This is a genomic window from Streptomyces sp. NPDC007929 (genome assembly GCF_042959065.1).
Taxonomy (GTDB): domain Bacteria; phylum Actinomycetota; class Actinomycetes; order Streptomycetales; family Streptomycetaceae; genus Streptomyces.
The window spans coordinates 125,323-137,746 of sequence record NZ_JBIBKD010000003.1; the positions used below are offsets into that span (position 1 = coordinate 125,323).

The window sequence follows — 12,424 nt, forward strand, 5'->3', positions numbered from 1 at the left end:
TGTCGCGCGTGGGGTCGCGGCGGTGCCCCGGGCGGTTCAGGCCCCCGGCTTGCGCGCCACGAGGCTCGCCTGGGCGACCGGCTCGCCCTGCGTCTCGTCGGGCTCCCGTACGGTCGTGACGCGGACGGCGAAGCCCGCGCCGCGCAGCAGGTCGGCCATGCGCTCCGGCCGGCCCCTGCGGAAGGTCACGGACACCGGGTACCCGAAGGCCCCCTCGTAGCGGCGGGGCTCGTCCCCGCACTGGAAGCCGAGCAGCAGATGGCCACCGGGGCGCAGAACGCGGTGGAAACCGGCGAAGAGCGCGGGCAGGTGCTCCTCGGGCGTGTGGATGATCGAGTACCAGGCCACGACACCGTCGAGGGAGCCGTCCGGCAGGTTTAGCTCCTGCATCGAGCCCTGCTCGAACCGCAGGCCGGGGTTCTCGCGGCGGGCGATCGCGAGCATCGACTCCGACAGGTCGAGCCCGAACACCGACAGCCCCTGGGACGCCAGGTACGCCGTCACCCGCCCGGGCCCGCACCCCAGGTCGGCGACCTCGCCGCCCTCGCCCACGAGCCCGGCGAACCCGTGCAGCACGCCCCGGTCCAACGGCGTGCCCGGTCGCAGGTCACCGAACCGGACGGCGTACTCCTCGGCGACGGTGTCGTAGAACAGACGGGTCTCGGACACGAAGTCAGGGGCATCGCTCAGCGGGTCTGGGGTGTCATGGACGTGATCAGCGGCGTCGGTCATGCCGGGAGACCCTAGTACGGGGTCCTACGGCCGTCCCCCTGGTTCCGGGCCCTGCTCCCCATGGCCCGGACTCTCCCCGTCCTCCTGGACCTCCGAGGCCCGCTCCGCGCCGTCCCCGTCCTCCTGGACCTCCGAGGCCCGCTCCGCGCCGTCCCCGTCCCCCTGGACCTCCGAGGCCCGCTCCGCGCCGTCCCCGTCCCCCTGGACCTCCGAGGCCCGCCCCGCGCCGTCCCCGTCCTCCTGGATCTGCGAGGCCCGCTCCGCGCCGTCCCCGTCCTCCTGGACTAGCGAGGCCCGCCCCGCGCCGATGCCCGCGCCCGCCCCGATCGCCGTGCCGAAGCCGAGGCCCAGGGCGAGGCCCAGCGCGAGATTGTCGAAGACGGTCATGCCGAGCACGAGGCCTATGGCCGTGCCGAGGGACATGCCGACCGAGAGGCCCATGGCCAGGGGCTTGTCGGCGGGCGTACCGCCGGTCTCCCCACTGTTCTCCTGGTCTTTCCGCATCCGCCCATCGTCCCACGGCCGGAATTCGCCAGGAATTCACCGGACAGAACGGCTTGGATAAGGGCAGGAGCCCCGTCGCCTGGCGGCGCGGGGCTCCTTGGGTACTACAGATCAGACCGGCGTGACGTTCTCAGCCTGCGGGCCCTTCGGACCCTGCGTGACGTCGAAAGACACCTGCTGGTTCTCCTCGAGGGACCGGAATCCGGTCGCGTTGATCGCGGAGTAGTGGACGAAGACGTCGGGGCCGCCGCCCTCCTGGGCGATGAAACCAAAGCCCTTTTCGGCGTTGAACCACTTAACGGTTCCGGTAGCCATAAGCCCTCCTTGGGCCCAAAAGGGTTGCCCTGCTCCAGAACCAGCAAGTGTGAAGATGAATTCCGCACAAGTGCATATGTCTGAGAATGACGAGAGCCCGCGGTCACATGCTCCGCAGGCTCTGTACTGCAAGGGAAACCAAACTGCAACTTGCGACGAGCCTAGCACGCAGGCCCCGGAATGCAATAGGGGTCAAGATCACGTCACCCGAATGTTTGAACATCCTCCGGCCGACTGGCGGAGAGGGCGCCCGCACCGGCCCCACACCCCGACGGCGGGGTCGCGCGCCGGTCCGTACGCCGTGAGGGCTAGCCTCGCGATGTGGACAATCCTCGCACCCGGCCGCGCGTCGGCCACATCCAGTTCCTGAACTGCCTGCCCCTCTACTGGGGGCTCGCGAGAACGGGCACGCTCCTCGACTTCGAGCTCTCCAAGGACACCCCCGAGAAGCTCAGCGAGAAGCTGGTGCAGGGCGAACTCGACATCGGTCCGATCACCCTCGTCGAGTTCCTCCGGCACGCCGACGATCTGGTCGCCTTCCCCGACATCGCCGTCGGCTGCGACGGCCCGGTCATGTCCTGCGTGATCGTCTCGCAGGTCCCCCTGGACCGGCTGGACGGCGCCCGCGTCGCCCTCGGGTCGACCTCCCGCACCTCGGTGCGCCTGGCCCAGCTGCTCCTCGCCGAGCGCTACGGCGTCCAGCCGGACTACTACACCTGCCCGCCCGACCTGAGCCTGATGATGCAGGAGGCCGACGCCGCCGTCCTCATCGGCGACGCCGCGCTGCGCGCCAACATGCTCGACGGGCCGCGCTTCGGACTGCAGGTGCACGACCTGGGCGCGCTGTGGAAGGAGTGGACGGGCCTGCCGTTCGTCTTCGCGGTCTGGGCGGCCCGCCGCGACTACCTGGAGCGCGAGCCGGTCATCACGCGCCGGGTGCACGAGGCCTTCCTCGACTCCCGCAACCTCTCCCTGGAGGAGGTCGGCAAGGTCGCCGAGCAGGCCGCCCGCTGGGAGGCCTTCGACGAGGAGACCCTCGCCCGCTACTTCACGACTCTCGACTTCCGCTTCGGCGGCCCGCAGCTGGCGGCGGTCGCCGAGTTCGCCCGCCGCGTCGGCCCCACGACCGGCTTCCCCGCGGACGTGAAGGTGGACCTGCTCCAGCCGTGAGCCGCACGGTGCTCCCGCACTACTCTGCTGGGTGGTGCAGGCGTACCGGGACCGGAGCCGTCCCCGCCTGACCACGGGGGAGGGGTGACGCCCATGCGGCCGCTCGACGTCGACGAGCCCACCGTCGTGGGGCCCTACCGGCTGCTCGGCCGGCTGGGCTCCGGCGGCATGGGCCGGGTCTACCTGGGCCGCAGCGCCGGTGGCCGCACGGTCGCCGTGAAGATCGTGCATCCGCACTTCGCGCTGGACGAGGAGTTCCGGGCGCGATTCCGGCGTGAGGTCGACGCCGCGCGCCGGGTGGGCGGTGCCTGGACGGCGCCGGTCCTGGACGCGGACCCGGGGGCGCGGGTGCCCTGGGTGGCGACCGCGTACGCCGCCGGCCCCTCCCTGTCGGCCGCGGTCACCGACGGCGGGCCCCTGCCCGCGCACACCGTACGGGCTCTCGGGGCGGGACTGGCCGAGGCGCTGGCGGCGGTGCACGAGCTGGGCCTGGTGCACCGGGACGTGAAACCGTCGAACGTCCTGCTGACCCTCGACGGGCCGCTGCTGATCGACTTCGGGATCGCCCGGGCCACCGACGGCACGGCCTCCCTCACCTCCACCGGCGTGTCCATCGGCTCGCCCGGCTACATGTCGCCCGAGCAGATCCTCGGCAAGGGCGTCACGGGCGCGGCCGACGTCTTCTCACTGGGCGCGGTCCTCGCCTACGCGGCGACCGGCGCCCCGCCCTTCCCCGGCGACTCCTCCGCCGCCCTGCTCTACAAGGTCGTCCACGAGGAACCGGAACTGGGCCTGCTGGACGGTGAGTTGCGTGACGTCACGGCGCAGTGCCTCGCCAAGGACCCGGCGGCACGGCCCGCCCCGGCTCGGCTGGCCCACCGACTGGCCCCCGAGGGCGCGTCCCGACTGGTGTCGGGCGGCTGGCTGCCGGGGCCGTTGGTGGAGCAGGTGAGCCGCAGTGCCGTGCAGCTGCTGAATCTGGAGGCGACGGGGGCGGGGGGCGACCCGTCGGGGCCGGTGGGGTTCAGCAGCCCGTCGGTGGGGGAGGGGCCGACGGGGGCCGGGCCCCGGGCCGGGGCCGGGGGCGAGGGGCTGGGGACGTTCGGCCCACCGCCGGTGATGCCGCCGTCGGTGGTGCCGTCGCCGGTGATGCCGCCTGCCACGGAGGAGCGAGCACCCACAGCCGTACCCGCCCCCCGGGACGGCGACCAGGCGCACGGCGACGACGCGCACGCCGAGCACGCGCGGGACGCGGCTGCTCCGTCCTCCGGCCGCCGCCCCGGCAAGGTCACCGTCTCCGTCGCGGCGACGTCCACGCCGGAGGGTGAGGGGGGCGGGCGGGTACGACGGCTCAGCTGCTCCGTGGCGCTGGCGGTCGCGGGGGCGATGGCGGCAGTGACGATCGGGTCGGTGTTCGTGTTCGACCTGCTGCCCGGACGCGGCGGCGGTGACGACGCCGACTCGGGCAGCGGCTCCGACTCGCCCCCGGCGGCGACCGCGAGCGCGAGTCCCTCCACCGGCACGGTGCCCGCCGCGTACCTCGGCACCTGGCAGGGCCAGGGCATCGCCCTCGACGGCAGACTGCCCCTCGGCACGTTCGCCATCACGATCGAACAGACCGCGGTCGGCCAAGAGTTGGGCAAGCTCCGCCAGACCGACCCGATCGGCGGCGTCTGCGTCGACGTACTGACCCTGAAGCAGGTCACGAAGAAGGAGCTCGTCGCGACGTCGGTCGGCGCGAAGACCAACCACAGCGGCTGCAACCCCGCGAGAACGACGGTCCACCTCAAGCCGGTGGGCGACGACCTGCAATACCGCTCGGAGAGCGCGGAGTCGGGCCGTCCGCAGGCACGGATGTCGAGGATCGGGTAGCGGCCCGGGGCAGTCGTCCCTCGCGTCGGACCGGCTGCCCCGGCTCCTCACCCCGGGATGACCACCGTACGCAGCTCCCCGTCGCCGAGGTGGAGCATGCCCTTGCCGGGGGAGACCTGGCCGCCGACCATGCTGCGGTTGATACGGACACCGACGAGGTCCCCGCTGGAGGACTCCTGCGGGGACAGCAGGATGCCGCGGCGGGCCTTCTTGGCGTCGACCTGCCAGCCCGAGAAGCCGCTGCACACGTCCTCCTCGTCACCGGCGATGACGAGCGCGAGCCCGCGTTCCGCGCCGCGGGAGACCAGCTTCTTCATCTGGCTCTCGGCGTCGCAGTCCTCCAGGAGCTCGCCGTCGTCGACGAGGACCGCGATCGGCTCCTCCAGGGACGCCTGGTCGATCAGCTCCTCGAACTCGTCCTCGTCGATGTCGTCACCGGTGAAGACCTTCAGCACACCGTCCGTGCCGTCGAGCCCGCGCAGTGGGGACTGCCGCGGGGCCGCGATGACCAGACGGGTGCCCTGGGACAGGAACGAGTGGGCGAAGTTCATCATGACCGTCGAGCGGCCCGACTTGGCCGGACCGGCCACGACGAACGCCGGTACGCCCTCGGCCAGGTCGGGGCCGAAGCCGACGATCTCGTCGCCGCCGATACCGACCAGACCCCACAGCCGCGAGCGGGACGCGTCCGGGTCGCGCAGCTCCCAGGCCTCCGGGAAGGAGATGCGGCTGGGCAGGCTGTCGACGCGGAAGGGGCGTCGCGAGCGGGGGACGCCGGCATCGCGGGCCGCGGCCGCCTCGCCGATCGCCGCCAGCGCCGCGGCCTGGCCCTGACCGGTGGTGTCCGCGGACAGCAGCGCGAACTGCGTCTCCGTACCGAACTCGTTGCGGAACGCACGGCCCGGCGGAATCTCCTCCGGCACCTTGCGCGCCGGGATGCCCAGCGCTGAGAAGTCGCTGCGGTCGGCGAGCCGCAGCCCGTACTTGTCCTCGGTGAGCGTCGCGATCCGGCCCACGAGGAGAGTGCGGTCACCCGTCAGCACCAGGTGGATGCCGACGCTGGCGCCCTCGCGCATCATCGTCTGCAACTCGTCGGTCAGCGACCCGTGGTCGACCTCGCCGAGGGTGGGCACCCAGCCCTCCCAGCGGTCCAGCAGGACCACGATGTGCGGCAGTCGCTCGTCCTCGGCGACCGACGCCCGCTGCTCGCCGATGTCCGCGAAGCCCTTCTCCGCCAGTACGTCCTGGCGACGGCCCATCTCGTTCTTGAGCCGGTTGACCAGCCGCACGACCCGCTCGGTCTGGTTGCGACTCACGACCGCACCACAGTGCGGCAGCCGCGTCAGGGCGTTGAGGGCGCCGTTGCCGCAGTCGATGCCGTAGAGGTGCACGTCGGCAAGGGAATGCGTGCGGGCGATGGAGCCCGCGAGGGTGCGCAGCACCTGGGAGCGGCCGCTGCGCGGGGCACCGCCGATCATTAGGTGACCGAAGGAGGAGAAGTCCACGGCGACCGGGCGGCGGGCCTGGCTCGCGGGCAGGTCCTCGATGCCGTACGGCGCAGGCGGCAGCTTGCCGGGGCCACCGGCGAACGCGGGCAGCTCCACGTCGTCCAGCAGCAGCGTCTCGTCCAGGGCGGGCAGCCACGGGCTGTGCTGCGGCGGGATGCCCAGGGAGCTGTTGGCGTCACGGATGGTGTCGACCAGGACCTTCAGATCGGTGATCTCCTCGTCCTCACGGGACTCGGCCTTCGGCTTGACCAGCGCGGCCCGGCCCAAGTCCTCCCAGGCCAGCGGGCCCACCCAGGGCATCAGAACGGCCGGGTCCGCCGCACCGGGCCGACGGCCTCCGACCCGCCCGGACTGGAAGGGCACCAGCGAGGCGTGCCCGAGCCGGGCGTACGCGCGACCCGGGGTGTTCTTGGAGATGTGCCCGGCCTCGGGCGAGTCGATGACGTCCGACGACTCGCCGCCGTCCGTCACCCGCAGCGCGATCCGGAGGTTGGTGTTGGCGCGGATCTCCGGCGAGACGACACCGGACGGCCGCTGCGTCGCCAGCAGCAGGTGGATGCCGAGGGAACGACCGCGCTGGGCGATGTTCACCAGCCCCGTCACGAAGTCGGGCAGGTCGCGCACCATCGAGGCGAACTCGTCGATGACGATGAGCAGACGGGGCACCGGCCGGTGCGAGGGGTCCCGGCGCACCAGGTCCTGGTAGTCCTCGATGTCCTTGGCGTCGGCGGCGGCAAGGATGTGCTCGCGCCGGTGCAGCTCCGCACCCAGCGACTCCAGTGCCCGCTCCACCAGGTGGGCGTCGAGGTCGGTCACCATGCCGACCGTGTGCGGCAGATGCACACAGTCCTTGAACGCTGCGCCACCCTTGTAGTCGACCAGCACGAACGTCATGTTCTCGGGCGTGTTCGCCACTGCCAGTGCCGCCACGATGGTCTGCAGCAGCTCCGACTTACCGGAACCGGTTGTACCGGCGATGAGGCCGTGCGGGCCGTCCTTGCGGATGTCGATCCCGAACGCCCCGTCGTACGACTCGCCGATCACGGCCAGCGTCGACTGCCCGCCCATCCGCCAGCGCGCCACGATCGCGTCACTGGTCGGCGGCTCCAGCTGGAGCACGTCCAGCAGCCGGCTCGACCCCGGCAGCGCCGAGTCCTCGGTCTCGCCGCTGATGTCCCGCAGTGGCGACAGCGACCGGGCGAGCCTGAGGCACCAGGCCGCGGAGACGAAGTCGGGCCGTACGTCCTTCAGTCGCTCCGCACCAGCCTCCTCCACGCGCAGCCGCAACTGCTCGGTGCGCTCGGCCTGTTCGGGCTGCCGGTCGTTGGTGTGCCAGGCCTGGAAGGAGGGGAAGCCGCCGGCGGCCTGCTGGGGCTGCTGCTGTGCCTGCTGGGTCGGCTCGTACTCCACGGCCTTCGGCTCGGCCACCACGTACGCCTGGCACTCACCCGGCAGGAACCGTTCCTCGGCGTCCAGGCAGATGGCGAACATCGACACGGCGGGACCCTCACGCAGCAGCCGTACGACGCCGGGAAGGGACCGCAGCCGCCGCGACCCGTCCCATACCACCACGATGTCGGGGTCGCCGAAGCTCGAATTGCCCTGCGACTTGTTCTCCTCGGCGGCCTTCTTGCGCGCGTCGAGGATCTGCGTCAGCTCGCCGATGCGGGCACCGACCGTCTCGGCGTCCGTCCCGATGAGCGCGTTGACGTCCTGTCCGCCGGACGGCCGGGCGTGCGGCAGCCAGCGCACCCAGTCCCAGGACTCCTGAGCGGCGTTGTCGCTCAGTACGTAGAACTGCACGTCCATCGGGCTGTGCAGCGCCGCGGTCTGCGCGACGGCCCAGCGCCCGAGGGCACGGGCGGAATCACCGGGCCCGGCCATACCAACGACACCGAGGGTGCGCAGGTGCAGCGCGACCGGGGCGTCCTCGATCTTCCAGGTCACCTGGCGGCGGTGGTCGTCCTGCTCGGGGTCGTCGAGCACCACCTCGGAGGGCAGCTGACCGGTCCCGAAACGGATCAGCAGGTGGTCGCGGTCGGTGCGCCGCCGCTCCCACAGACGGGTCCGGGGCCCGGTGCCCACGGCGAGCACTGTCGCCGGATCGGGTATGGCGTGCCGCCGGTCGTTGCGCTCAACGACGAGCGCGTCCTGGGCGTCCTTCTCGATCCGCTCCTTCTGCTCCTGATACTCCTCGACCTGCTTGGCGTGCGACTTACGCCCGTGCTTCTTGTCGTTGTAGTAGTTGGCGAAGAGCAGGATCGGGCTGAGGGCCGCCATGATCAGGTAGTACCAGCGCTGGAAGATCATCACCGATACGACGGCACCCACCAGCGGCGTCAGCGCCATCAGCCAGGGCAGCGGCCTGGCCTCGTAGTCCCGGGGCCGTGACGGCAGCCGGAAGTTGGTCTGCCGCTCCGGCGGGCGCAGCCGCGGGGGGCGGTTGTAGTCGAGGCCGACGCCGTCGTCGGACCACTTGAGAGCGGCGTTCGGGGGTGTGTACCGGGTGAGTTCGAGAAGGGTGTTGCCGAGCCCGATCTGAGCGCCGAGGGGCCACTCGACGGGCCCGGTCTTCCCTTCCTCCTTCGCCTTCTCCTGGTCCTTCTTCTTGCCGCGCTTCTTGCCGCCGGGCTCGTCCTTCTCGTCCTCGTCCTGCGCGAGGGAGGTGCCGTCGAGGGTGACGTGCTTCTTGTCCGAGTGCACGGCGACCTGGCAGGTGCCGTCGGTGGCGACGGAGAGGGTGAGGGCCCGGGCATCGACCTCGGGATCGTCGATACGGACGTACGACGCCGCCCCGCTGCCGATGTCGTACCGCCCGACGCCGAGCCGGTGCACGAACCCGGCGGCGGGCCCGCCGACCACGCGCAGCTCGACCAGCCCGGTGGGCTCACCCGGCAGACACCCGGACGGATCCTGAAGGCTGACGACGGCACCCTCGCGCAGGGGCGACCCCACGACGGTGGCGCCGGGATCGACGGCATATCCGTCCACGTACACGAGGGGCGCGTTGTTGGCCGGCGCGTGCCGGTGCTGCCCGAGCGGGATGACCTGCGCCCCGCTGTGCCCCACCTGCTTGGCCAGCTCCTGCGCGATGTCCCCCACGGTGGACTCAGGATCGGCATCGAGCACCACATCAGCGGTGCCGCCGCCGTACGGGTCGACGACGGTCAGAGTCAGGCGCACGACTTGTCCTCCCCGTGCCACTGGGCCGGTACGGCCGCGTGGTGTCTGTCGCTGGTACCGCCGTGCTGCCGACCTCTCTCGTGCTCCTGGGCCACGCGGGTCACAGCGGTACAGGGACGATATCCGTTCGGTACGACGGCGGGGCAATGGGGAGGCGCCGTGACGTTCCCGATGGCAACGGCGTACACGCTTTCATGACGGCTCGTTCACAAGGCGGGTATGGGGCACCACAGGCCACACCCGTAAGCTGCTGACGCAAGAGCGGACGATCACACCGGTCGGCACGTGCGACCGGCAACTCGGCTTCCGGGCCGGTGAGTCCGCAAACAGGGAAGCCACGGGGGTTGGCCCTGCGGCGTTGCGAGAGGGAGCGGCTTCATGGCCAAGGACCTTGATGTCACATATCAGGACATGCGGGATGCAGCCAAGCATGTCGTGAAGGAGAAGGAAAAGCTCCAGGAGAAGCTCGAGGGCCTCAAGAAGTACATCAACAACCTGGTGCAGGGCGGCTACGTCACGAAGAGTTCGTCGAAGGCGTTCGACGAGAACTTCGACGAGTTCGTGCGCGGCATGAAGGACACGCTGGACGGCCTCGACGGCATGGGTGACTACCTGACCATGGCCGCGGACAAGTTCGAGCAGATCGACGACGAGCTGGCGAAGCAGGCTCGGAGCAAGTAGGTCCAGGGGCTTGCCGGGTGCCGTCGGCGGACGCTGCCGGCACCCGGCCTCCGGCTCCGGGCCGGCGGGGACCGTCAGTCGGCGAGAGGCTGCCGTAGCAGGTGCATGTGGAGGTCGCTGCGGAGCTCTTCCGTCTCGACACGCAGCCAGGATCCGTCGCGGAAACGTATGAGCAGCATCCTCGTCTCGAGCTCGCCGGAGAACGGGTCGACGAGGGTTGCCTGGGAGGCGGGGATGCGGGCGACGACTTCCATGCGCTTCTCCCGCCCCACGCTGACGCGCTGCGGCGGAGCCACAAGGACGATTTCGTCCTGAGTCGCCAGGAGCAAGCGCTGGTGGTGGGTGGAGTGGCTGTACCAACGCAGCAGGAATTGACCGGCGTTGCCCTGCCAGTTTCCGTCGAAGACCTTGTCGAGGCCTTGTTCGGCGACGGTGGCGTCCCGGCGGCGTTTCTCGTCTTCCTTCTTGGCCCGCAGTCGCTCCTTTTCGTCCTTCGCGTCAAGGGATCGCATGACCGCTTGCTCAATCTTGGCCAGGAACTCGAAGAACATGATGACAGGGATGAAAGGCGCCCCGAGCGCCGCACCGGCCATGCCCAGCGGACGCATCCTGGCGGGGCGGAGCCGAGGATTGCCCGCAGCCTGGAGCACGTCTGCCGGGGGTTGGGGGATCTTGTCGATCGTGCACCACTCGCCCGCCTCGGCGTGGATGCCGAGGCGGTCTCCCACCACGCGTTGCTTGCCCCTGCGTGTCACTGAAGACTCTCCTTGCCGACGGGAAACGGGATCGGTATGTCGCGAGCGTATCTCGTACGGGGTGTCATGAGGAGTGAGAGAGTCCGGCGATCGTGCCGACGACCATGGATTCCGCCGAGAACAGTCATCAACATGTAGAGAGGTATCACTCATGGGGGACCATATAAAGGCGGATCTCGCCGCCATCAAGCAGTGCTCACGCGATCTGAACAAAATTCACGGCGAGTTCGAGCGGCATGGCAACCCTGCGGACGAGTATGGCCAGGCAATAGGTCACGGCGGCCTCAAGGACGCTTTCTCAGATTTTGGGGACACTTGGAAGAAGACCCGGAAGAAGCTGATGAAGGAACTTGAGCAGCTGGCTGAGTTCACCCGGACCGCGGCCAAGGCATACGACGGTGTCGACCAGGAGCTGGCCAAGGCCATCCGAGATGCCAAGGCGCAGAGCAAGGGGAAGAAGTGAGCAGGACGGACGCCGACTGGCCGCCTCTGTGGCATGACGACCCGACGCCAGGCGACCCGGAGGAAGTCGCTGAACTGGGGCGCGAGTTGCGCAAGATGGCCGACATGATCGAGGAGCAGTCCCGGGTCATCAAGGCGCTCGCCTCGGTGGAGGGTTGGGACAGTGAGGCCGGAAAGGGATTCCATGAGATTGCCGGTGGCACGGCGGACAAGCTGAAGAAGTCCTTCGAGCGCTACGACGAAGCGGCCAAGGCTGTCGGGGAGGACGTGCGCGAAGGGAGCTCGGATCAGTTCGCCAGCGAAATGCGCCGCGCGCAGCGGAAGGCGGACAAGGCACTTGCTGATTACCGTGAGGCCAAGGCCGACCACGACCTGGCTGACGACGAGGTGAAGAAGTTCACCGAGAAGTACCCGATGGCAAACATTCCTGCCTCGGAGAAGGAAGAGTACGAGCGCTGGGTCAAGAAGCGCGGCGAGGCCCTACTCGCCATGGGTGCCGCTCGCAAAGCGGTGAAGGACGCCAGGGACATCTACGACGACGCGGGGGACAAGGCAGCTCGGCATATCAGGAACGTCGTGCATCATGATGCGGTCCGAGACCCGGGCGGATTCATGAACTTCCTCGCGGACTGGGCAGACATGCTGGCGAACATCTCCGCAGTCCTGTCCGTGCTTGCAGTGATCTGTGCCTTCGTCCCACCGCTCCAGTTCCTGGTTCCTATATTCGCGACCCTTGCCGTGGTGACCAGTGCGGCCGCGCTCGCCGGTCATGCCTACGACATGACTGTGCGCGGGGGAAAAGTCGATTGGATGAAGCTGGGCGCCGATGCGCTGGGAGTGTTGCCCGGGTTGGGGGCGCTGAAGGGGCTCCGTGCTCTCAAGGGCCTCAAGGGGCTTTCGAAGGTGAAGGCATTCGGAAATCTGAGGACGTATACGACGGCGCTCGACGGTGTCGGCCACAACTTCCTGAACGGCGTCGCCGTCAAGGTGGTGAACAAGGTGCTCGGCAGGACGGCGCGTGCCGACCTGATCGACGGCAAGAAGATCACTGGCGTCATCAAGGGGGCGGGCCTGGCGAGCGCGTTGCACAGGATGTTCAGTGGTGAGAACGGTGAGAAGACCGGTTACCAGGAGCCGCCCAAGGCCGCGACGCCCGCACCCACGCCCTCGCCCTCACCCCGCCCGGCCCCGAGCGTCTCACCCACGGCGTTCAACGCGGCCTTGGCTGCATAGAACCCGTCA

At 69.8% G+C, this 12,424-nt stretch carries 10 protein-coding genes; 5 read left to right on the forward strand and 5 right to left on the reverse strand.

What is annotated here, in order from left to right; all coding sequences use genetic code 11:
• Positions 1–36 precede the first annotated feature (36 nt).
• The 3 genes from ACFZDE_RS10140 to ACFZDE_RS10150 all read right to left on the reverse strand — a co-directional run bounded on the left by ACFZDE_RS10140 (position 37) and on the right by ACFZDE_RS10150 (position 1,551).
• Positions 37–732: a methyltransferase domain-containing protein gene (locus ACFZDE_RS10140; protein ID WP_391199168.1), complete on the reverse strand. Its 696-nt coding sequence runs from the start codon at positions 730–732 to the stop codon at positions 37–39.
• A gap of 24 nt (positions 733–756) precedes the next feature.
• A complete protein-coding gene (locus tag ACFZDE_RS10145) occupies positions 757–1,236 on the reverse strand; it encodes a hypothetical protein (RefSeq protein ID WP_391199169.1) in 480 nt (159 codons plus the stop codon).
• A gap of 111 nt (positions 1,237–1,347) precedes the next feature.
• On the reverse strand, positions 1,348–1,551 hold the full coding sequence (locus tag ACFZDE_RS10150) for a cold-shock protein (protein ID WP_004984723.1): 204 nt from the start codon (positions 1,549–1,551) through the stop codon (positions 1,348–1,350).
• Between the two features lie 321 nt (positions 1,552–1,872).
• On the opposite strand from ACFZDE_RS10150, the gene ACFZDE_RS10155 reads away from it, so the two are divergent.
• Together ACFZDE_RS10155 and ACFZDE_RS10160 are read left to right on the forward strand one after the other, a co-directional pair.
• Positions 1,873–2,721, forward strand: coding sequence for a menaquinone biosynthetic enzyme MqnA/MqnD family protein (locus ACFZDE_RS10155; protein WP_190901826.1), 849 nt, complete (start codon positions 1,873–1,875; stop codon positions 2,719–2,721).
• A 93-nt stretch (positions 2,722–2,814) separates the two neighbouring features.
• Positions 2,815–4,593, forward strand: coding sequence for a protein kinase (locus ACFZDE_RS10160; protein WP_391199171.1), 1,779 nt, complete (start codon positions 2,815–2,817; stop codon positions 4,591–4,593).
• A gap of 47 nt (positions 4,594–4,640) precedes the next feature.
• Here ACFZDE_RS10160 and ACFZDE_RS10165 read toward each other — a convergent pair whose 3' ends face one another.
• On the reverse strand, positions 4,641–9,284 hold the full coding sequence (locus ACFZDE_RS10165) for an FtsK/SpoIIIE domain-containing protein (protein ID WP_391199174.1): 4,644 nt from the start codon (positions 9,282–9,284) through the stop codon (positions 4,641–4,643).
• A gap of 378 nt (positions 9,285–9,662) precedes the next feature.
• Here ACFZDE_RS10165 and ACFZDE_RS10170 point away from each other — a divergent pair, with 378 nt between their 5' ends.
• Positions 9,663–9,965 (forward strand): WXG100 family type VII secretion target, encoded by a 303-nt coding sequence (locus ACFZDE_RS10170; protein ID WP_030840100.1) that lies wholly within the window; start codon positions 9,663–9,665, stop codon positions 9,963–9,965.
• A gap of 74 nt (positions 9,966–10,039) precedes the next feature.
• Here the strand turns inward: ACFZDE_RS10170 and ACFZDE_RS10175 are convergent, their stop codons facing one another.
• Entirely contained in the window at positions 10,040–10,720 is a 681-nt protein-coding gene (locus ACFZDE_RS10175; RefSeq protein ID WP_391199177.1) for a hypothetical protein, read from the reverse strand.
• Positions 10,721–10,871: 151 nt separating this feature from the next.
• Between ACFZDE_RS10175 and ACFZDE_RS10180 the strand changes: the two genes are divergently transcribed.
• Together ACFZDE_RS10180 and ACFZDE_RS10185 are read left to right on the forward strand one after the other, a co-directional pair.
• Entirely contained in the window at positions 10,872–11,183 is a 312-nt protein-coding gene (locus ACFZDE_RS10180; RefSeq protein ID WP_298561302.1) for a WXG100 family type VII secretion target, read from the forward strand.
• Entirely contained in the window at positions 11,180–12,415 is a 1,236-nt protein-coding gene (locus ACFZDE_RS10185; RefSeq protein ID WP_329327366.1) for a putative T7SS-secreted protein, read from the forward strand. Before ACFZDE_RS10180 ends, ACFZDE_RS10185 begins: the two co-directional genes overlap by 4 nt.
• Positions 12,416–12,424 lie beyond the last annotated feature (9 nt).

Bases quoted from the DNA above. Each gene is read 5' to 3' on its own strand.
- ACFZDE_RS10170 (WP_030840100.1), top strand. From the start codon at position 9,663: ATGGCCAAGGACCTTGATGTCACATATCAGGACATGCGGGATGCAGCC.
- ACFZDE_RS10145 (WP_391199169.1), bottom strand. From the start codon at position 1,236: ATGCGGAAAGACCAGGAGAACAGTGGGGAGACCGGCGGTACGCCCGCC.
- ACFZDE_RS10140 (WP_391199168.1), bottom strand. From the start codon at position 732: ATGACCGACGCCGCTGATCACGTCCATGACACCCCAGACCCGCTGAGC.
- ACFZDE_RS10150 (WP_004984723.1), bottom strand. From the start codon at position 1,551: ATGGCTACCGGAACCGTTAAGTGGTTCAACGCCGAAAAGGGCTTTGGT.
- ACFZDE_RS10180 (WP_298561302.1), top strand. From the start codon at position 10,872: ATGGGGGACCATATAAAGGCGGATCTCGCCGCCATCAAGCAGTGCTCA.
- ACFZDE_RS10160 (WP_391199171.1), top strand. From the start codon at position 2,815: ATGCGGCCGCTCGACGTCGACGAGCCCACCGTCGTGGGGCCCTACCGG.